Source organism: Leptospira harrisiae, from assembly GCF_002811945.1.
Taxonomy (GTDB): domain Bacteria; phylum Spirochaetota; class Leptospiria; order Leptospirales; family Leptospiraceae; genus Leptospira_A; species Leptospira_A harrisiae.
The window spans coordinates 21,398-41,881 of sequence record NZ_NPDX01000006.1 but is presented as its reverse complement, the minus strand read 5'-3'; the positions used below and the strand labels follow the sequence as shown (position 1 = coordinate 41,881).

General features: G+C 40.2%; 17 protein-coding genes. 11 read left to right on the top strand and 6 right to left on the bottom strand.

All coding sequences use genetic code 11. The annotated features are described in order from the left end of the window. The first annotated feature begins 48 nt into the window (after window positions 1-48). From CH364_RS16335 to CH364_RS16300, 8 genes are all read left to right on the top strand, one after another. Complete coding sequence (locus CH364_RS16335; RefSeq protein WP_100744954.1) at window positions 49-2,589, top strand: methyl-accepting chemotaxis protein; 2,541 nt, start codon at window positions 49-51, stop codon at window positions 2,587-2,589. Window positions 2,590-2,688: 99 nt separating this feature from the next. Continuing rightward, complete coding sequence (locus CH364_RS16330) at window positions 2,689-3,678, top strand: ArsR/SmtB family transcription factor (protein ID WP_100744955.1); 990 nt, start codon at window positions 2,689-2,691, stop codon at window positions 3,676-3,678. Continuing rightward, window positions 3,662-4,981, top strand: coding sequence for an adenosylhomocysteinase (gene ahcY, locus CH364_RS16325; RefSeq protein WP_100744956.1), 1,320 nt, complete (start codon window positions 3,662-3,664; stop codon window positions 4,979-4,981). Before CH364_RS16330 ends, ahcY begins: the two co-directional genes overlap by 17 nt. A 48-nt stretch (window positions 4,982-5,029) precedes the next feature. After that, entirely contained in the window at window positions 5,030-5,329 is a 300-nt protein-coding gene (locus tag CH364_RS16320) for a ferredoxin family protein (protein ID WP_100745059.1), read from the top strand. Window positions 5,330-5,393: 64 nt separating this feature from the next. Next, window positions 5,394-9,110 (top strand): methionine synthase, encoded by a 3,717-nt coding sequence (gene metH, locus CH364_RS16315; protein WP_100744957.1) that lies wholly within the window; start codon window positions 5,394-5,396, stop codon window positions 9,108-9,110. A 38-nt stretch (window positions 9,111-9,148) separates the two neighbouring features. After that, on the top strand, window positions 9,149-9,505 hold the full coding sequence (locus CH364_RS16310) for a hypothetical protein (RefSeq protein ID WP_100744958.1): 357 nt from the start codon (window positions 9,149-9,151) through the stop codon (window positions 9,503-9,505). Between the two features lie 196 nt (window positions 9,506-9,701). Continuing rightward, complete coding sequence (locus tag CH364_RS16305; protein WP_100744959.1) at window positions 9,702-10,445, top strand: methylenetetrahydrofolate reductase; 744 nt, start codon at window positions 9,702-9,704, stop codon at window positions 10,443-10,445. 51 nt (window positions 10,446-10,496) lie between these two features. After that, window positions 10,497-10,889 (top strand): hypothetical protein, encoded by a 393-nt coding sequence (locus CH364_RS16300; protein WP_100744960.1) that lies wholly within the window; start codon window positions 10,497-10,499, stop codon window positions 10,887-10,889. On the opposite strand, the gene CH364_RS16295 is transcribed toward CH364_RS16300, so the two are convergent. Then, window positions 10,890-11,711 (bottom strand): hypothetical protein, encoded by an 822-nt coding sequence (locus CH364_RS16295; protein ID WP_100744961.1) that lies wholly within the window; start codon window positions 11,709-11,711, stop codon window positions 10,890-10,892. A gap of 84 nt (window positions 11,712-11,795) precedes the next feature. Between CH364_RS16295 and CH364_RS16290 the strand changes: the two genes are divergently transcribed. Continuing rightward, a complete protein-coding gene (locus CH364_RS16290; protein WP_100744962.1) occupies window positions 11,796-13,100 on the top strand; it encodes an ATP-dependent 6-phosphofructokinase in 1,305 nt (434 codons plus the stop codon). Window positions 13,101-13,112: 12 nt separating this feature from the next. Here the strand turns inward: CH364_RS16290 and CH364_RS16285 are convergent, their stop codons facing one another. Genes CH364_RS16285 through argB form a run of 3 tightly spaced genes read right to left on the bottom strand, consistent with a single transcriptional unit; the run spans window position 13,113 to window position 16,350 of the window. Next, a complete protein-coding gene (locus tag CH364_RS16285) occupies window positions 13,113-13,703 on the bottom strand; it encodes a hypothetical protein (protein WP_100744963.1) in 591 nt (196 codons plus the stop codon). A gap of 16 nt (window positions 13,704-13,719) precedes the next feature. After that, window positions 13,720-15,465: a SpoIIE family protein phosphatase gene (locus CH364_RS16280; RefSeq protein ID WP_100744964.1), complete on the bottom strand. Its 1,746-nt coding sequence runs from the start codon at window positions 15,463-15,465 to the stop codon at window positions 13,720-13,722. Window positions 15,466-15,471: 6 nt separating this feature from the next. Then, window positions 15,472-16,350, bottom strand: coding sequence for an acetylglutamate kinase (argB, locus tag CH364_RS16275; RefSeq protein ID WP_100744965.1), 879 nt, complete (start codon window positions 16,348-16,350; stop codon window positions 15,472-15,474). Between the two features lie 20 nt (window positions 16,351-16,370). Between argB and CH364_RS16270 the strand changes: the two genes are divergently transcribed. Next, on the top strand, window positions 16,371-17,180 hold the full coding sequence (locus CH364_RS16270) for a carbon-nitrogen hydrolase family protein (RefSeq protein WP_100744966.1): 810 nt from the start codon (window positions 16,371-16,373) through the stop codon (window positions 17,178-17,180). On the opposite strand, the gene CH364_RS16265 is transcribed toward CH364_RS16270, so the two are convergent. Then, window positions 17,177-18,070 (bottom strand): alpha/beta fold hydrolase, encoded by an 894-nt coding sequence (locus CH364_RS16265; protein ID WP_100744967.1) that lies wholly within the window; start codon window positions 18,068-18,070, stop codon window positions 17,177-17,179. The two genes, CH364_RS16270 and CH364_RS16265, sit on opposite strands and share 4 nt — an antisense overlap. Window positions 18,071-18,078: 8 nt before the next feature. Further along, window positions 18,079-19,209, bottom strand: a complete 1,131-nt coding sequence (gene alr / locus CH364_RS16260) for an alanine racemase (RefSeq protein ID WP_100744968.1) — start codon at window positions 19,207-19,209, stop codon at window positions 18,079-18,081. A 55-nt stretch (window positions 19,210-19,264) separates the two neighbouring features. Here alr and CH364_RS16255 point away from each other — a divergent pair, with 55 nt between their 5' ends. After that, window positions 19,265-20,467 carry an aminotransferase class V-fold PLP-dependent enzyme gene (locus CH364_RS16255; RefSeq protein WP_100744969.1) on the top strand — a complete coding sequence of 401 codons (1,203 nt, stop codon included), beginning with the start codon at window positions 19,265-19,267 and terminating at the stop codon, window positions 20,465-20,467. The last annotated feature ends 17 nt before the right edge of the window (window positions 20,468-20,484 follow it).

The following is a 20,484-nucleotide window of genomic DNA, read 5'->3' as shown; positions in this document are numbered from 1 at the left end:
TGCCGTACGGATTGCGAAATTTACCCTACGTATTAGGTCTAAGTTTCAATGAAGTTATACAAACGCTACGCACGCGCTTTCACTCTCGCTTCCCAAGTTTTTTCCTTGGGAATTGTGGTCCCCATCGGAATCGCATTAATTCTTTTCTACGTCGATTTAAGTCCCACACAGATCAAAACATTCATTGGAGCGACCATTGCGGCAGCTCTAGTCAGTTTGCTTCTTCCGTCCTTCATTTTTCCTAAAAAATTAAAATCCATCAAACAAGGGCTAGTGGAACTTGAGTCCCAAACAGAGAAAGATCCCAAAACCTATGTGGCAGTTTGGAATCTGATCGCCAAGATGCCGGTGATCGGTGCATCCGTGGGGAGTGCGCAGTGGGCATTGGCTCTTCCCATTGTTCTTGGACCACTTTTATACTTACCTGAAACAAGTAAGTCAGATTCGTTTTATATTGTCTGTGTACTAATCTTAACTGCACTACTCAACGTTGTATTTTCTTTTATTCTTTTGGAGAAAGCTTCTCATTTGGTTTTGGAAGATGAAATTTTTCAAGCAGAACTAAAAGAACGAATATCTCCTTACTACAGGAATCTTCGTAGTACAGTTCCTATCATGTTTTCTATGATGGTTATGGTTCTTTCCATTTTTCTTTTGATTTTTGCATTTAGTGTAAATGCAAAATCATTGGAAAAAGCATTCTCAAACCAGTTGTATAATTTTAACCAAAGTAATGAAGCAGGGATCAATGTATATTTTGAGTCCGTCGAAACCAATTTAAAAGAAATCAGTTCTTTGCCTGTAATCAGAACGGCGTTAGAAACAAAAAATTACAAACTGGCGGAACCTATCCTTTCAAAAGTTTTGGCTGATTCACAATTATTATTAGAAAATGCTTATATAGCTTCCTTCTCCGAAGGTGTACCCATTGTTGCTTCTGGACTTCCCAATGGAGCAAGTGTCGGTTATTCTTTGGCTTCCAATCCAGATATTCTTGAAAATATCAATGCTACCAAAGAAGGTAAAACCCACGTTGGTGTGGCGCTCAAATCACCGTTTAACGGAAATATTGTGATCATGGTGACAAGCCCTGTGAAAAGTGCAAATGGAACCGTGATTGGAATGGTTGGAATGCCTTTTCTTGTGGGAAAAGCAATGGAGTCCTTCCTAAAAAATGTAAAAATTGGAACCACAGGTTATTCCTTTCTTTTGGATAAACGATCTACAATGGTTTATCATCCGAATCCAAAATATTTAATGCATAGTTTTAAAAATACAGAATTTGAGGAATTGGCAAAAAATGCCGGAGAATCTGATTCGTTTCGCAATCCATGGGAAGGATCTACCTTTTTATTAAGAAGAAAGGTAAGTGAAAAGTATGGATTACAATTTTTTTCTACAATTGATTTAAAGGAAATTGAAGTAGAGAGTCTTTCTTCTCTTCGTGGGTTAACAATCATTAGTATTGTTGGGGCTGTTTTTATTGCTATTGCGATTTATCTTCTTTTTACGGCTCGATTCAAACCGATGAAAACTATTGGGAAAATCTTGCAAGATATTGAAGTAGGAGACCTTCGTCATAATGCAAAAATGGAATCTTCGGATGAGTTTGCAAGACTTGCCCGTGGCCTTAATGCCACTTTAAAGCAGATTTCTGAAGTTGTGGGATCTAATCAGATTTTTTCTGAGGATTTGGCATCTTCCGCCGAACAAATGTCAGCATCTCTTAATATGTTATCTTCCAATGCGCAAACACAAGCTGCCTCTGCTGAGGAAATATCAGCATCCATCGAAGAAATTTCTGCTGCCGTACAAAATGTAGATGCCCAAGCTGAGGATCAGTTCCGCAAAGTAGATTTTTTAAAATTAAAAATGGCTGAACTGTCTACTTTGATTGAAGCAACAGGTAGGCAAGTGGGCAAAGCATCCAAAGATGTCACCTTAATATCAGAAGAAGCAAAATCAGGACAGGCTTCATTGGATTCGATGAGAAATTCAATCTCAAAAATTAGTAACAGTTCTCAAGAAATTGGAAGTGTAATTGAGATAATCAATAATATATCTGAACAAATCAACTTACTTGCGTTAAATGCTGCAATTGAAGCTGCAAGGGCAGGGGTTTATGGAAGGGGATTTGCTGTTGTCGCCGATGAAATTGGAAAGTTGGCAGAAAAAACTGCTATTTCCATTAAAGATATCGGGGAACTCATCCAAGCCAATGAAAAGGAAATTGAAAATGGTCGAGAGAACATTGAAACCACAATTTCCCTCATCCAAAGAATCATCCAAGGAGTGAGCTCTTTCAACGAAATGACAGATACCATCGAGGGCAGTACTCGGGAGCAGCTCATCATCAACCAAAAGGTAGGTGAAGAGGTGGATAAGGTAAATCAAATCAGCCAGGCCATTCGTCTTTCTATGGAAGAACAAAAAAATGCCATTGGGGAAGTGGCTCAGGCCATTTTCAGTATCAATGACTTAACCCAAGGCACGGCAGCAGGACTGGAAGAAATGACGGCTACCTCCAATGGGATCGCCAATTTGGCTGAAACTTTGAAAAAGAAAATCAATTTCTTCAAAATCTCCTAGTAGGAGCAGATTTCTCGGCCTTTCTGCTGAACGAAGGGTCAAAAAATCGCTTGCCGGGATCTACATATCAAGATTTCTTGATATGTAGATATCTTGGATATGGCAACCGAAGCACTCCTCCAATCTAGGCACTCAGGCCATTTGCTCCCCGCGACCAAAGCCATTTCCGACGAAACACGGGTTCGGATCCTTCATATCCTTAGTTTTGGGGCTTTTTCTGTGAATGAGGTGGTAGAAATTCTAGGAATGGGCCAATCGAGGATCTCTCGCCATTTGAAAATTTTAACCGAAGCCGGGCTTATCGGGTCCCGCCGAGAAGGAAGCCTTGTATATAGTTTCCTTCCAGAAGAAGAAGAGTCTGGTTTAAAATTTCCTTTAGAACTCACCAAACTTTTGTTATCATATAAAGAAGATCTCCCTTCTAGAGAAAGAGATCAAAAAATGGTGCACCAAATTTTGGAAGCAAGAGAAAGGAAATCAAAATCCTTTTTTGATGGTGTGGCCGAAAGTTGGGAAAAATTACAAGAAGAGACATTACACCCCAAACTTTATCGTTCTTGGATTTTACAAGAGCTTCCCGTTTGTGAAAATATTTTGGATTTGGGTTGTGGACCTGGTGTGCTCATCCCTTTTCTTCTCAACAAATCCAAACATGTGATTGGAGTGGATAACTCCTCTAAGATGATTGAAAATGCATCCTCACATTATGGAAAAAATCCTAGTGTGAGTCTCATCCAAACTCCTATGGAACATTTGCCACTGGTGACTCATTCATGTGATGCCGTGGTTGCCTCTATGGTAATGCATCATATCTCTCATCCACCTACGGTTCTGGAAGAAGTGGCTCGTGTGCTTCGGCCAGGTGGAGTTTTGTGTATTGTGGATTTAGCAAAACACAATGCAGAGTTTATGCGGGATAATTTTGCTGACCTTTGGCTTGGATTTGAACCAGAACTTTTTGAGTCTTGGTTGTCTAATGCTGGTTTTAGAGTCGGGTCAATGAATGAGATCCAAACAGAATCAAGTTTTAAAATTTTAACTATCAAAGCAATAAAGGAAGAAGGAGGACACTATGTCCACAGCAACTGAAACAAAATCGGAAAGATTGCCATTTAAAGTGAAGGATATCTCTCTTGCAGAATGGGGAAGAGAAGAGATCATTTTGGCAGAAAAAGAAATGCCGGGCCTAATGGCTCTACGTAAAGAATTTGGAACTTCTAAGCCACTGAAAGGTGCTAGAATTTGTGGATCACTTCACATGACAATTCAAACAGCGGTTTTAATTGAAACCTTGGCTGCATTAGGTGCTGACATTCGTTGGTCCTCTTGTAACATTTTTTCAACACAAGACCATGCAGCGGCAGCCATTGCAAAAGCAGGAATTCCTGTATTTGCTTGGAAAGGTGAAACAGAAGAAGAATATTGGTGGTGTATTGAACAAACACTATTTTTTGACGGTGGAAAAGGACCAAACATGATCCTTGACGACGGTCATGATCTAACTCACTACATTCATGAAAAATACCCACAACTTCTAGCAGACATCAAAGGTGTTTCTGAAGAAACAACTACAGGTGTCATCGCACTTCATAAAAAATTGAGAGCGGGAACATTAAAAATCCCTGCAATCAACGTAAATGACTCTGTAACGAAGTCAAAATTTGATAACCTTTACGGTTGCCGTGAATCACTTGCTGACGGAATCAAACGTGCAACTGACGTGATGCTCGCTGGAAAAGTAGCACTTGTTTGTGGATACGGCGATGTGGGAAAAGGTTCTGCTGCTTCTCTTCGTAACTTTGGTGCACGAGTGATTGTCACTGAAATTGATCCAATTTGTGCTCTTCAAGCAGTTATGGAAGGATACCAAGTTCTTCGTGTAGAAGATGTGATTGAAAACGCAGATATCATTGTGACTGCAACTGGAAATGATGATATCATTTCACTCGAACACATGAAAGCAATGAAAGACGGTGCAATTCTTTGTAACATTGGTCACTTTGATACAGAAATCCAAATGTCTCGTTTGAACTCTGAAAAAGGTGTGATCAAAAAAGAAATCAAACCACAGGTTGATAAATATACTTTCCCTAATGGAAGATCGATCATCGTTCTTGCAGAAGGTCGATTGGTAAACCTTGGTTGTGCTACTGGTCACCCGTCTTTTGTAATGTCTAGTTCTTTCACAAACCAAGTTTTGGCTCAAATTGAACTTTACACAACAAAATACGAGTTAGGTGTTTATCGCCTCCCAAAACATTTAGATGAAAAAGTGGCAGCACTTCATTTGGAGCAGTTGGGTGTTCGTTTGACAAAACTCACTCAAAAGCAGGCTGATTATATCAGCGTTCCTCTCGAAGGTCCGTACAAACCAGACCACTACCGATATTAAAAAAATCGCCCTTTTTGGTTAAATCCAAAAGGGGCAATGGAGTTTCTCATGGCTTATGTTGTAACTGAAATTTGCGTTGATTGTAAATACACGAGTTGTGCAGCAGTTTGTCCCGTAGAAGCTTTTCATGAAGCTCCGGACACTCTGTACATTGATCCAGATACTTGTATTGATTGTAATGCTTGTCAATATGAATGTCCGATTGATGCGATTTTTCCTGACTATGATGTTCCGGAAAAACACAAACCTTCGATTGAAGTAAATGCAAAAGAAGCAACCAAATTCCCGGTAATTGTTACCACTAAACCACCTCTCAAGGGTGCAAAGTGTTCCGATCCGAGTAAATAATTGATTTTTAGGGTGTGTGGCCTTTTGGCCATATACTCTTTTTTCTATATACTGATATAATAATATGAAATTTGAATATACCAATCCTTCCGCAAAATCCCTTTTGAAATTAATAAACGAGAGAATCCTCGTTTTAGATGGTGCTATGGGTACCATGATCCAAAGACATTCTTTGGAGGAGGACGATTTTCGTGGAGATCGTTTTAAGGATTGGCCTTGTTCTATCAAAGGGAACAACGATGTTCTCGCCATCACTCGTCCTGATATCATAGAGTCTGTCCACTTGGAATATTTGGAAGCAGGGGCCGATATCATTGAAACCAATACCTTTAGTTCGAACATTGTTTCCCAGGCAGACTACAAAATGGAATCTGCGGTTCGGGATCTAAACTTAGCTGCGGTTTCTTGTGCAAAAAATGCTGTGGCAAAATACAAAGAAAAAACTGGAAAAACGGATGTGTTCATTGCAGGGTCTATTGGTCCAACAGTAAAAACAGCATCTCTTTCTCCAGATGTCAACAATCCGGCATTTCGCGCAGTCACCTTTGATGAGTTAGTGGATTGTTTTTATGAACAAGTTTCGGCACTTCTAGATGGAGGTGTGGATTTACTTTTACCAGAAACAAATATTGATACTTTAAATCTAAAAGCATGTATCTTTGCGATTGAGAAAGTATTTGAAGAACGAAAGATTCGAATCCCTGTTGTACTTTCTGTTACCATTACCGATGCCTCTGGCCGAACTCTCTCTGGCCAAACAGGGGAGGCATTTTATATTTCTATCAAACATGCAAAAGCATTAGCCGTGGGCATTAACTGTGCACTCGGTGCAGGTGAGATGCGCCCTTATATCGAGGAACTTTCTCGAGTGGCTGATTGTTACGTATCTTGTTATCCGAATGCAGGTCTTCCCAATGCCTTTGGTGGGTATGACCAAACACCAGAAGAGTTTGGCGGTTGGATGAAAAATTTTGCCGAAGCTGGATTTCTCAATATTGTTGGTGGGTGCTGCGGAACCACGCCAGCTCACATTCGTGCAGCCAAAGAAGCAGTGTCTTCCATCTCTCCTCGTCCTCTAAAGGAACAACCCAAACTCAGTACTTTTGCTGGTCTTGAACCTTTAAAACTGACCAAAGACCAAGGGTTCATCAACGTGGGTGAGAGAAACAACGTCACAGGCTCTCCTAAATTCAAAAAACTCATCTTAGATGGAAATTTTGAAGAAGCAGTGCAAGTTGCCTTACAACAAGTCCAAGCTGGCGCCAACGTCATTGATATCAACTTTGATGAAGCTCTCCTTGACGGCGAAGCCTCTATGACAAAGTTTTTGAACTTAATCGCAGGGGAACCTGACATTGCACGGGTCCCGTTTATGGTGGATTCTTCCAAATGGTCGGTATTACTCGCGGGTCTCAAATGCATCCAAGGAAAACCCATTGTGAACTCTATCTCTTTGAAAGAAGGGGAAGAGGTATTCTTAGACCATGCGCGCACCATCCAAAGATTTGGAGCTGCTGCAATCGTTATGGCCTTCGACGAACAAGGGCAGGCGGCAACCAAAGATGATAAGGTTCGCATTTGTAAACGTGCCTACGACTTACTTGTCGAAAAATTAGATTTTGATCCTACCGACATTATTTTTGATCCAAACATCCTCACCGTTGCGACAGGGATTGAAGAACATAATAATTATGCGATGGATTTTATCGAAGCCACTCGTGAGATTAAAAAAGTTTGTCCTGGTGCGAAAGTATCCGGTGGTCTCAGTAATATTTCTTTTTCCTTTCGCGGAAACAATCCAGTTCGTGAAGCCATGCACTCAGTATTTTTATACCACGCCATCCAAGCGGGAATGGACATGGCCATTGTGAATGCAGGGATGTTGGAAGTTTACGAACAGATCCCAAAAGATCTTTTGGAACTTGTAGAAGATGTCATTCTCAATCGCAGACCGGATGCGACGGAACGTATGATTGAGGCCGCTGCTAGTTTCCACGGGGAAGCCAAAGTCCAAAAGAAGGATGATGTGTGGAGGAGTGGATCTGTTGAAGAACGCCTAACGCACGCTCTTGTCAAAGGAATCGATGAATTTGTTACCCAAGATACAGAAGAAGCTCGCACCAGTTTTGCTAGACCTCTCGAAGTGATCGAAGGGCCACTCATGAATGGAATGAAAGTGGTTGGGGAACTTTTTGGTGCAGGAAAGATGTTCCTTCCCCAAGTAGTAAAAAGTGCAAGGGTGATGAAAAAGGCCGTGGCATACTTACTCCCTTATATGGAAGAAGAAAAACGGAACCAAAAAGACGAAAGTAAACAAGCCAAATTCCTCATTGCTACTGTAAAGGGAGATGTCCACGATATTGGAAAAAATATTGTTGGTGTGGTATTGGCATGTAACAACTATGAGGTGATAGACCTCGGAGTGATGGTTCCTTGTGAAAAGATTTTAGAAACTGCTAAAAAAGAAAATGTTGCGGCCATTGGTCTTTCTGGCCTCATCACTCCGTCACTGGATGAAATGGTATATGTGGCCAAAGAGATGGAACGCCAAGGATTCCAAGTCCCACTTCTGATTGGTGGGGCTACAACTTCTCCCGCTCATACAGCGGTGAAAATTGCCGAGCAGTATTCCAAACCAGTTCTTCATGTAATGGATGCGTCTCGTGTGGTGAACGTGATGAATAGTGCTCTCAATCCACAAACAGCAGTGGATTATGCAAAACAGGTTGTAGAAGAACAATCAAGAATTCGTGAAGAATTTTATTCGAGAGAAAACGAAAGAAATATTTTGCCAATTGAAGATGCAATTAAAAATAAATTCTCTGCTGATTGGGATTCCTATACTCCACCAAAGCCAAGTTTTACGGGAGTACAAAAAATTGACGATGTGAGTTTGAAGGATTTACTCTCTTATATTGACTGGTCTCCTTTCTTTTTGGCTTGGGAGTTAAAAGGCAGATACCCTCAAATCCTGAAAGACCCAGTGATAGGAAAAGAAGCCACATCTCTTTTTAATGATGCCCAAATCATCTTAAAAGAGATGTTGGAAAATCCAAATCTCAAACCGAGAGCGGTTGTTGGGATGTTCCCTGCCGTATCTCACGGGGAAGTTGTGGAAATTTTTGAAGATGATTCCAAAACCAAGTCTTTGGGGAAGTATCCAATGTTACGCCAACAGACAGTAAAAATGACAAACCAACCAAACTATAGTTTGGCGGACTTTGTAGCTCCCGAAGATAAAAAGAAAAACGATTATATTGGATATTTTGCCGTAACGGCCGGTCATGGAATTGAAGAACTAGCAAGGTCTTACGAATCCAAACAAGATGATTACAATGCCATCTTAGTTAAAGCGCTTGCTGACAGGTTTGCGGAAGCGTTTGCCGAGTATATGCACCATAGAATGCGGGAAGAATGGGGATTTGGAAGGACTGAAAATCTTTCCAGAGAAGATATGATCCGTGAAAAGTATCGTGGGATTCGTCCGGCACCTGGTTATCCCGCTTGCCCTGACCATACAGAAAAAAGGAAAATTTGGAAACTATTGGATGTGGAAAAAAATGCAGGCATCCAACTGACCGAATCCTGTGCGATGTGGCCTGCAAGTAGTGTGAGCGGGTATTATTTCTCACATCCGGAATCTCGTTATTTTGCCATTGGAAAAATCAACGAAGACCAAGTGGTGAATTACGCTAAAGATAAAGAAATGGAAATTTCGGAAGTAGAACGTTGGTTGTCACCAATTCTCAACTATGATCCTTCTCGTAAGTCTAAGTCTTAAAGAGTCAGTTTAAGACTTGAGAGAGGAAGGAGGGTTCTGTGAGTTTCATTCAAAACAATCATAACCATGGATGGAAGTCTGTCGCCAAAGGAACGCTAGGTGATGGATTTTCTTTCCATTCCAAACTTGCTTCTTGGTTACAGGATTATACCAATATCCCCAAAGAAACGGAACTTGAAATTTTAGAAGTGAGTTGTGGGGAAGCCAGTTGTCCAACTGAAGAAACCATGATTGTTTGGAAAGAAGAGGCAAAGCAATCAAATGAGAATCAAAACTCTAATCACGAAGCCAGGTCCATTTTCAAGAATCACGAATTTCGGATCTCTCGAAGAAAAGAACAAATATCTAAGATGGATGTGGATTTGTCTTGGAAACGGTTTGTAAGCAAAGGATAGAACAAAACTAACTCATTTCCTATCTTTTAGTTTACTTACGTTACACTGGGCACTAAAATATTTCTTTCTTTGTCAACCTTATAATTTGCCTGGGTCTATATAACTATCAAGTATAAATCTTCGAGATACACGTGATAATTGAATATCGCATATTGACTGAGTTGTAAGTCTAGATCATTTTAATATAGGATGATGAATGAGTAAAATATTATTAGAAGTTGTTCCAAGAGATACTGAAACATTATTATACGAAGTGAATTATGTAAAAAATACTTTCAGTCAAATCTCTGGAATAAACATTCCCGATTTACTACGGTTTGAAACTAGAAGTTGGTTTGCCGCTGCATCGATTCAAAACATTTTTCCAAACGCAATTCCTCATTTGCGTGCCATTGACTTTCATTTAGATCATTGTGATCATATCATTGAATTCCTTCAAAAAAATAACATTCCCTCTGTTTTAGTCATAAAGGGCGATCCACCTACGGATATGTCCCAAAAAGTTTATACAACGACTTCGATTAAACTGATTAAAAAATTAAAAAAAGAAATGAGTTCGCTAAAAGTTTACGCTGCTATTGATCAATATCGCAGTGGGATTAAAGACGAATTTGATTATATTGAAATGAAAATAGATGCGGGCGCCGATGGATTTCTAACTCAACCTTTTTTTGATTTACGACTGATTCAGATTTTTACTGAAAAACTACAAGGAATGGAAGTTTATATAGGGATCAGCCCTGTAATCACGGAAAAATCGCAAAGTTATTGGGAATCAAGGAATCGAGCTTATTTCCCAAAGGATTTTAAACCTAATATGGATTGGAATGTAAAATTTGCAAAAGAAGTCATTCAATACTGTTCAAAAAATGATTTAAATACCTATTTGATGCCCATTAGATTGAGTCTTGAGACTTATTTAAGCGGTATATTTAAGTGAAAAGCAACTAACATCAAATTCGATGTGCCCCAAGGAAAGATAAATCAATTTATGAATTCACAAATTCAGTTTTTAAAAAACAATTCAAAGTATATATTTTTAATCGATGGTCTAGGTGCCATCCTTTCGGGAGTTTTACTTTCTCTCGTCCTTCCTTTGTATATCGATTATTTAGGGATGCCAATTGACACACTGTATATTTTATCAATATTGCCTTTTGTTTATGCCGTATATTCTTTGTTATGTTGCGTTTTAAATCCTTTTCAATGGAAATTTTATTTACGAGTGATTGCTCTCGCCAATTTTTTATACTGCGCCTTCACTATGTTTTATCTCCTTATGAATTTAGACCAAACTACGATTGTATGTGAAATCTATTTTGTTTTGGAAATGATGGTAGTGGTGAGTTTAGCAAGCTTTGAATGGAAGTTAACGAAGGGTTAATCAATTAGAATGTGTGGACGGTGCTACAGGCATGTAGTATTTGAGACCTAAGTTTCCTTGGATTTCAGGTGCCCAAAGTTCGTCTAAAGTGCGACCCGCTTCCCTTGCGTTGAGAGGAACACGTACCATACCTTCGAACGTTAAATTACTATTGGAAATGCTGATCCCCGGTGTGATGTAAACTTGTCTTCCAACGAAGTTGGTTCTGGAAGGTTCTTGTGCTCGAATGGATGTATTGAGTCGATTATTGATGTCGTTATCGAACCTATGAAGTTCAGAGAGTTGTAAAAATAATTCCCAACGAGAGTTTTTGATAAAAGAAAACAAGTTTCGATTGAGTCGGTATTTGATTCGCACTTTTGATTCGGCAACATCCACATACCCGGAGGCCCCTTGGTTCATCGACATTCCCATACTGAGTCCTAAATCAAAAGTAAACCCATTTCTGTAATACACATAAGTTACGTTGGGTTGGTAAGAAAGTAGGGCAGAGTTCATCCTTTCTGGTCTGACATCAAAGTTACCCTCTGGGTTGCGGTACGGGTTTGTCGTGGAAAAAGGAATGACGGAAGAAAAAATTTGAATCCCAGCCATGGGATCATCTGATTTTGGAAGTTTGCCATCATAACCAAGTTCCAATTCTTTTGGGAAACGAAATGGAATTAAGATCGCCAAATTACCGTTACGTGAACCACCTACTTGGAACAAAGCAGATCTTGGATCCGAAAAAGAATAACTAGAAAAGAAAGGAAGGCCTTGTGCGAAAAGATTGTAGCTCGTAATCGTAACGAGGGTGGTAAGGAATACTATCTTTTTAAGCATCTAAAAGCATTTATGCCTGCTTTTCCTTAGTTTGGCAATGAAATTTGCTTTCTTCTCTCTCTTTTTTTGTTATAAGTTGGATCAATGAATGAAAATGATACCAAGGTTGAACAATTTGGTCCTTGCACCATTCCAAACCCAGCAGGGTATGACTACTGGACGGAAGACAACTCCGTCGTTCTATTCCAAACTATATTTTCCGGTCCAGCCGATGCTAAAAAAACCGTTGAAACAAGTCCCGTATTCTTTGAACAGGCGGGCCCGAAAGAAAAAATCTATTTTCGCCCCGAGGAAGTCACAGCAGGGATCGTCACCTGTGGGGGACTTTGCCCTGGAATCAACGATGTGATTCGTGCTTTAGTGATGGAGCTCCATTACCGGTACAAAGTGCCCCGAATTTTGGGATTTCCATTTGGGTATGAAGGCCTTGTGAAAAAATTTGGACATAGGCCCGTGGAACTCACGCCAGATAAGGTAGCTCATATCATGAACTTCGGTGGATCCATTCTCGGATCCTCTCGGGGGAACCAAAATATTGGAGATATGGTGGATACATTGTTTCTCTATGGAGTGAAGATGTTGTTTTGTATTGGTGGGGACGGAACCCTTCGTGGGGCCCAGGCCATCCAAGAAGAGGTGCGGAAACGAAAAGAAGACATCGCCATAGTCGGGATTCCCAAAACTATCGATAATGACATCAACTATGTCCAAAAAACTTTTGGGTTTTCGACTGCTTTTAGTAAGGCGGTAGAGGCAGTCAACTGTGCCCATGAAGAGGCGAAAGGAGCACCTAGTGGAGTCGGTCTTGTGAAACTGATGGGCCGCCATTCCGGTTTTATCGCAGTGAACTCGGCTCTTGCTTCTAAAAATGTAAATTTTGTCCTCATTCCCGAACTTGATTTTGATTTAGAAGGAGAGGGAGCTTTTTTAACGGTGTTGAAAGAGCGAGTCCAAAGACGAGGCCATGCCGTTGTGATTTTGGCAGAAGGGGCTGGCCAAAAGTTCTTTGAAGACAAAGGAGAAAAAGACCAGTCGGGTAACAAGAAGTTGGCGGACATTGGAATTTTTATCAAAGATAAAATCACCGAATACTTTAAAAAAGAAGGTGTGGGTCTCAATCTAAAATACATCGACCCCAGTTATATCATACGTTCTGTTCCTGCCAATGCGGAAGACTCTGTGTTCTGTGGGTTTCTCGCACAAAATGCGGTCCATGCTGCCTTTGCAGGAAGGACGGGTTGTGTTGTTGGGATTTGGAACAATGTGTTTACTGTAATGCCGATTTCCCTTGCCATTGCCGAGAGAAAAGTGCTACGTCCAGAAAGGAGTACACTGTGGCGGGCGTTACTTGCATCGACGGGCCAACCCAATTCGATGAAGGCGAAATAGCTGATCTTTAGATCAGCTATTTTCTACTTTCTTTTGAAACTTGAGAATATTATCCCGAATTTCTTCCTCTTTTTTATGAAGTTCTTTTAGAAATTCCGTATCCAAAATCATTTCCGGTTTTTTGATGAACTTACTTTCATCGTAATTGTCAATTTCGTATAACAGATCTTCGATGTTGGATTCGACTTTGACTAAACTTTGGATGGACTCCACTACCTTTTTATTTACAAAAAGGATTTCTTTGAATCGTAAAATGTAATGTTGGAATCTGTTGTCGCGAATCATCGCTTGGCGTTGCATTTCTTTTACGATTTCTCGTTCTTTCAAAACTTCTTTTTTTTCCACAAGGATTTGGTTTTTAAAAATACGAATTAGATTTTCTGTTTCTAATTTATAATTTTCAAAACTGCTATTGTGGTTGTTTTGTAAGTCTTCCATTTGTTTACGAAATTCTTTTTCTCGCAAACGATCCTGTTCTTTCCGTAGTTTGTCAGATGTTTGTAGCGCGTTTTTAACACGTGTTTCAATGACAGCATCTAACATGGCTTTGTGCAGTTTGTCCAATCGGAGTGACACTGCAATGGCATATAGAATGCGTTTCATAAAAACTCCTTTACTACTAGTTTAGACGAATAATAAAGAGGGAAAGGTCATCGTGTGGCTCTGCTTCACCCACAAATTCACTTACTTTTTGTAGAATGGCTTGCCGAATTACTTCTGGTGGATCGTTGATATGAGATAAAATGACGGATTCCAATCTTTCTTCTGAAAAAAGTTCTTCTTTCGTGTTCATGGCTTCTGTCACACCATCTGTGTACAATACCAAAAGATCACCAGGCAAATAACTCACAGTATGTTCCGAGAACTCACAATTGCCAATCCCCATAGGTTGACCTTTTCCTGATAGGTGTTGGATTTTATGATGTTTTTTGCGATAGATGATTTGTAAATTATGGCCAGCAGAAGAATAAGTTAATTCTTTTTTTGTCATATTGATTCGCACAAGCATTGCTGTGACAAACATTAGAAAACCAGATTTATCTTGTAAGATTTGGTTGGCGTTAAAGAGAGCCTCACTTGTGGAAGTGGTTTTTGCAACCTCTTGTTGCAAAACCGTTTTGGAAAATTCCATAAAGAGGGCAGCAGGTGTCCCTTTCCCTGACACATCCGCAATGATCACAGAAACCTCATCTTTCCCATGGACCACCATATCATAGAAGTCTCCACCAATTTCACGTGAGGCTTGGTAGTAGGTATCAAATTCTAAAAGGGAATATTGTTTAGGAATGATTGGGAGGGAATGTTTTTGGATCATCGCTGCGACTTGCATATCGCGGTCAATGTTTTTCAAACGTTCACTTTGTATCTTCACTTGTAAAGCAGTGTAAGCCTCCCCAACTTGGTTTGTGAGCGTTCGTAAAATCCGAATGTCCATCTCATCAAATCTGGTTCGCGATGTTTTGTCAGAAACCACAAGAGAACCTAACCATTCTTTGTTTTTCAGAATGGGGAAAAGAATCATACTATGTTGGAATAATCCTTTATGTGTGAGTTGAATTCCTTGGGGTGAGTTAGCAGTAATGATCTTGTATCCTTTGAACATCCAATCTGCTTTGTCAGCGAATAACAAAACTTCTACATCTTCGTCATGGATTTGATCGGAGAACCCTTTGGATTTGGTACGAGGCAGTCCTTTTTTCTCAATCTTTTCAAAGTGAAGAGAAACTCTATCTACTTGTAAAACTTCCGAAATGGTTTTGACAGCCAAATCCATGAATTCATCTGAACTTTGGATATTGGCAAGAGCTTGAGAGATTTGAAACAATCCGTTAAGTTCATTAGCTCTTAAATTGAGACTATCAATGAGAAGGCGATTTTTTACCGCAATGGCAGCTAAATTAGAAAGGTATTTTAAAATTTTAATATCTGTATGATTGAAATCACGATTGTCGAGGGAGTTTACTGCTTCGAGTACACCTTGTACTTCTCCTTGGGCAATCATAGGGACACAAAGTAGATTCCTTGTGACGTAACCAACCTTTTGGTCGATAGCTTTAAAAATCCTAGGGTCATTGGCAGCATCATTTACAATTTCCGGTTTAAGAGTTTCGAGTACCATTCCCGCAATCCCTTTCCCTCTAGGAACTGTTAGGTGGGCTAGTGATTCTTCTTTTAAACCACTAGTTGTATTAAATACCAACTGATCGTTTTCTTTATCATATAGGAGTAAGGAAGAACCTTCCGTTTGAAGAACATCACGAGTGATTCCCATAATCTCTCCGAGAAGTGTATTCAGATCTTCCTGTGAATTAATACGGCTTGTGATGTCTGAAATCAGACCTAATGTCAGTAGTTTAGTAGGCATCCGAATCTATCCTTGTTCGATTAAACTTCCAATCCCTTGGTTGGTTAAAATTTCAATTAAGACGGAATGGGCAACTCTACCGTCAATGATGTGCGCTCTTTTGACTCCAGAGTCAATGGCTCGCAAACAACATTCTACTTTTGGTATCATGCCACCAGAGATCTGTCCACTTTTTATATGCTCGTGAATGTCTGCCTTTTTGAGACCCGTTACCAATTGCCCATCAATCAGAATACCCGGAGTGTCAGTGAGTAAAATGAGTTTGTCAGCATGAAGTGCTTCAGCGATGGCTCCAGCCATCGTATCAGCATTGATATTTAAGGTTTGTCCCTCTTTGGACATAGCAACAGGTGAGATGATAGGGATGAAACCTTCACGTTGTAAGGTGAGTAAAATATTGGAATCTACTTCGGTCACTTCGCCAACAAGACCTAAGTCCACTTTCTGAACTTTTCCATCATCTGCTTCCACTTCCATCAAGTATTTTTCAGCGATGGCAAGCCCACCATCTTTTCCAGAGAGACCAACGGGTTTTCCTCCTTTTTCTTGGATGAGAGAAACAATTTGTTTGTTCACTTTTCCCGTGAGAACCATTTCCACCACTTCCATTGTGGCTTCATCTGTAACCCTATGTCCACGAACGAACTGCGTATTGAGGTTGAGAGACTTGATCAGGGCATTGATTTCCGGTCCACCACCGTGGACAACAACTGGATTGATCCCTAAATATTTGAGGAGTACAATATCTTCAGCAAAAGATGCTTTTAATTCTTCTTCCACCATGGCAGCCCCGCCATACTTGATAACGATGGTTTTCCCAGAATATTTGATCAAATAGGGAAGAGCTTCCAAGATATGATTGATTTTTTCAGAATGGTGGTTCATAAAAGTCCTCATTTATGATAATGAAATTTAAAGCCGCCGCAGTGCAAGTCACAAGTACAGCAAGAATCTCAAATAACCTAACTAAGTGTAGGCAACTTGTGGAAGAGGCAGCAAGTGCGGGAGCAAAAGTCATTGGCCTACCCGAAAACTTTTCTTTTATGGGAAACGAATTGGAGAAAAAAAATCTCCTGGGCCAAATCGAAGAAGAAACAAATGCTTTTTTACAAGAGACTGCAAAAGACCTAGGGATCTATCTCCTCGGAGGAGGATTCCCAACAAAAGCACCTACAGGCAAAGTTTATAATACTGCTGTCATCATAAATCCGAAAGGTAAGGAAGTATTTCGTTATCATAAGGCACATTTATTCAACGCCGTGGTGGGTGATGGGTTTAATTATAGCGAATCAAAATCGACTGAAAGTGGGGGAAAAGTTCCTGATGTCATCCAAACCGAATACGGAAAAATTTCCTCAGCCATTTGTTATGACATTCGTTTTCCAGAGTTATTTCGAGCACTGTCTGAAAAAGGAGTAGAACTTTGTTTTTTGCCAGCAGCATTTACAGTGCCGACAGGTGAGGCCCATTGGCATGTTTTGCTTCGTGCACGGGCCATCGAAAATTTTATGTATGTTTTAGCACCAGGACAAACGGGAACACACGACTCACATGGGAATCGTAAAACCTTTGGTCATTCTCTCATCATTTCTCCTTGGGGGGAAATTTTAGATGAGATTCATACAGAGGAAGGATTTGCAATTGCGGAAATAGACCTACAGAAGTTAAGCGATATCAGAAACCAACTTCCGAGTTTAAACCACCGTCTATTTTAAAAAAAAGACTTCTTTGTGGAAGATACCTTTTTCATAAGAATAAAATCTTTCATCACCTTTTCAGCTGCTTGTTTTTTTTCCATGTGTACAAAATGTCCGCATTCAGAAAATAATACCGCTTTTACATGAGGAGTGGTTCTTTCGAGTTCCACTACATCTTTTCCTGGAATGATTGGATCCTCTTCTCCTCGCATGATGAGGGTGGGGACTTGGTTCCCAAAGACTATGGGTCGAATGTCCGTTCTATCTAACATTTCTAAGATCATTAAAATCTGTCTTGGATTCAAACATTCAAATTGTGGGTTATAGTCTTTAAGAAATTGTTTGATATCTTCTCTTGCATGGAAAGCAGAAGAATCATAAACCCCATAAGAAAATCCAATTTGTAAGGCTTTGGGAAGAGATTTACCCAACTTAAAACCAAAGTCAAAAAAACTTCCTAAGTTGGCCCGAAGTCCCACCACCCCAATTTTCAAAATTCCAGGAACGGGTCCATGCACAAAAGGTGCGATAGAAATCACTTGTTTGATCCTTTGTGGAAATAAAGAAGCAATGGCAAGAACAGCCATCCCACCAGTTGAATGACCAACTAAAGTAATGTCTTTTTCACCTGCGGAAGCCCAAATTCCTTGTGCTTGTGTTTCTAAAAAATCTTGGAGAGTGAGTCCTTTTTTCTGATCAAAAATTTCTGCCGGATAATGACCGACTAAGTCGAGTTCGATGACATCTCCAAACTGACGAAAAAAAGGAATGTTTAGGCCCCAATATCCTGCCGCAGAACACCAGCCGCCAATCAGAACAATTGTTTCCTTTGCCTTTGGATTGAGTGATTTATGCTTAACGTAAGTTAGTCTATGATTTTTCCAATTATAAATTTGTCTTTCTGACATAAGATCCTCTAGTCTTCAATGATACGAGGGAAAGATCCCAAAATTCTTGTGACCACTTCATAGTTAATGGTTCCCGTCCAGGATGCATGATCGTCGGCTGAAATCATTTCGTTTCCTGATTTTCCAAGGATGACTACATCATCTCCTAGTTTTGCATCAGGAATGTGAGTGATATCAAGCATAGTCATATTCATACAAATCCGACCCAATATTTTTGCCCGTTCGCCGCGAATGAGCATATATCCATGATTCGAAAGTTTTCGATCAAGTCCCTCATAGTATCCGACGGGAACAACTGCCAATTTCGTATCGTGTGTGGTTTTATAAGTGGACCCATAACCAATAAATGTACCTTGGCTTAGGTTTTGGATGTGTTGGATTTGTGTTTTCCAGCTGAGTGCTGGTTTTAACATCCCCACATCTTTTTTCATTAAAGATAAGGAAAGTTTTGTTTCTAAACTGGGCCATAGTCCGTATAGAGAAATTCCCACACGGACCAAATCCATCCTTGCTTCTGAAAATAACATGGCCGATGCTGAGGAAGCACAGTGGCAAATAAGATCGATAAACCCGTGTTTAGCGAATGTGTCGATTGTATCTTGGAACTTACTGAGTTGTAACATAGAGTAACTATGTTCTGTAAAATCTTCTGTGCTGGCAAAGTGAGTGGCGATTCCCGAAAGTGGGAGTTTTTTTTCAAAAATTTCCTTTGCAAGTGCTTCTGCGTCGCTTGTGGGAATTCCAAGTCTAGACATTCCTGTATCCACTTTTAAATGAATTTTGGGAGTGGGGGAAAGTTTTGATAAAATTTCAATTTCTTCAATGCGAGATACCATCACCCAAAAATTTTCGTCTGCCAAAGATTCCTTTCTATCTTTTAGATCGGGAATGCTACCCATAATGAGAATGGTGGCTTTTGTAAATACACGACGAATGGAGAGGGCTTCTTCTAAGGAGTTGACTCCCAAATAGTCAGCACCGGCATCGAGGGCAATGGAGGCTGTGGCAAGGAGTCCATGTCCATAGGCATTCGACTTGATAATGGCAGTAAACTTGGTTTTTGGGCCAATGAGTTTGCGAAAGAGGGCGATATTGTGACTGAACGCCGACCGAGAGAGGTAAATCCGAGAAGAGAGCACGGTCCCATTTTTTTTTACTTTTCTCTTCTGTCGCTTCAGATATTTCTATTTTTGAATGCTCACCCAACACTCAGAACTTCCATCGTTTCCTTCTTTTGATCATTGGAAAGGGATCTCCCAGTATTTCCCCGTACAGAATGATTCCGTTTGGTTAAATTATTGTGGAACTACACCAGTATCTACCTATGCCATCCAAATGATGAATCTTTACTTCCAGGAATATGCAAAGTATGGTATTTTCGCACCAAACTTCGCGGAACCCACAATCAAATCTTCCATCCGCGGATTCATAGCAGAAATTCTAAATTGTGATCCATCAGAGATAGGAATTGTACATAACACAAGTGAGGGGATGAACTTATATTCCCACAGCATCCAAATTCCAAAGGGAAAACGAATCCTTGTTTTGGAAAATGAATACCCAAGCAATGTCTATCCTTGGGAACATTGGAAAGAAAAAGGAGTGGGTTTGGATTTTATCCCCGTAGGAAAAACTCCGGATGAATTTTTATTGAACCTCAAAACCGAATTAGAAAAAGGGGATGTATATATCCTCAGCCTATCGCCTGTTCATTGGTGTACGGGAGTGGTTTTTGATATGGAAGCCGTATCCAAACTTTGTGAAACTCATTCCACCAAACTTGTGATTGATGGAAGCCAAGCAGTCGGTCATATCCCACTCGATTTTAGTAAACTAAAAGTGGCTTTTTGTGCTTTTGCTGCTTGGAAGTGGTTACTTGGCCCGCTAGGACTTGGTGTCGTGTATTTATCCAAAGAAGAATCCAAAGGGTTTAAACTGATTTTCAAAGGTCAGGCGAGTGTGGTAAATGATTCCAGTTATTTTCCGTATCGGGATGAATGGAAACCAGCCGCCGACCAATTTGAACAAAGTACCATCAATTTCAATGATTGGATTTATTTTTATGCATCCCTAAAGATGTTATCAACACTTGGGTTTTCAAGGGTTCGGGAACGAATTTATGAAGTAGCGGGGATGTTTAAGGATGCACTTCACGATCTGGGTTTTACTTTAGAATCGGATGCATTTCCTCATATAAAATCAGGGATTATAGCCATTACCGGTCATAAGGATCCGTCCAAGTTCCAACCGGAGGCCATCCAGGCATTTTTAAAACAAAGGAAAATCACAACAGCAGTTCGTCTGGGAAGGTTACGGATGGCTCCTCATATTGCCATTGAAGAAGAACATGTGGTCCGTGTGAAAGAAGCCCTAAACGACTTCTTAAAACAAAATTAGGCGAAAATGGATTCCTT

Coding starts and splice junctions, on each gene's coding strand:
- CH364_RS16335 (WP_100744954.1), top strand. CDS start 49: ATGAAGTTATACAAACGCTACGCACGCGCTTTCACTCTCGCTTCCCAA.
- CH364_RS16330 (WP_100744955.1), top strand. CDS start 2,689: ATGGCAACCGAAGCACTCCTCCAATCTAGGCACTCAGGCCATTTGCTC.
- ahcY (WP_100744956.1), top strand. CDS start 3,662: ATGTCCACAGCAACTGAAACAAAATCGGAAAGATTGCCATTTAAAGTG.
- CH364_RS16320 (WP_100745059.1), top strand. CDS start 5,030: ATGGCTTATGTTGTAACTGAAATTTGCGTTGATTGTAAATACACGAGT.
- metH (WP_100744957.1), top strand. CDS start 5,394: ATGAAATTTGAATATACCAATCCTTCCGCAAAATCCCTTTTGAAATTA.
- CH364_RS16305 (WP_100744959.1), top strand. CDS start 9,702: ATGAGTAAAATATTATTAGAAGTTGTTCCAAGAGATACTGAAACATTA.
- CH364_RS16300 (WP_100744960.1), top strand. CDS start 10,497: ATGAATTCACAAATTCAGTTTTTAAAAAACAATTCAAAGTATATATTT.
- CH364_RS16295 (WP_100744961.1), bottom strand. CDS start 11,711: ATGCTTAAAAAGATAGTATTCCTTACCACCCTCGTTACGATTACGAGC.
- CH364_RS16290 (WP_100744962.1), top strand. CDS start 11,796: ATGAATGAAAATGATACCAAGGTTGAACAATTTGGTCCTTGCACCATT.
- CH364_RS16285 (WP_100744963.1), bottom strand. CDS start 13,703: ATGAAACGCATTCTATATGCCATTGCAGTGTCACTCCGATTGGACAAA.
- CH364_RS16280 (WP_100744964.1), bottom strand. CDS start 15,465: ATGCCTACTAAACTACTGACATTAGGTCTGATTTCAGACATCACAAGC.
- argB (WP_100744965.1), bottom strand. CDS start 16,350: ATGAACCACCATTCTGAAAAAATCAATCATATCTTGGAAGCTCTTCCC.
- CH364_RS16270 (WP_100744966.1), top strand. CDS start 16,371: ATGAAATTTAAAGCCGCCGCAGTGCAAGTCACAAGTACAGCAAGAATC.
- CH364_RS16265 (WP_100744967.1), bottom strand. CDS start 18,070: ATGTCAGAAAGACAAATTTATAATTGGAAAAATCATAGACTAACTTAC.
- CH364_RS16255 (WP_100744969.1), top strand. CDS start 19,265: ATGCTCACCCAACACTCAGAACTTCCATCGTTTCCTTCTTTTGATCAT.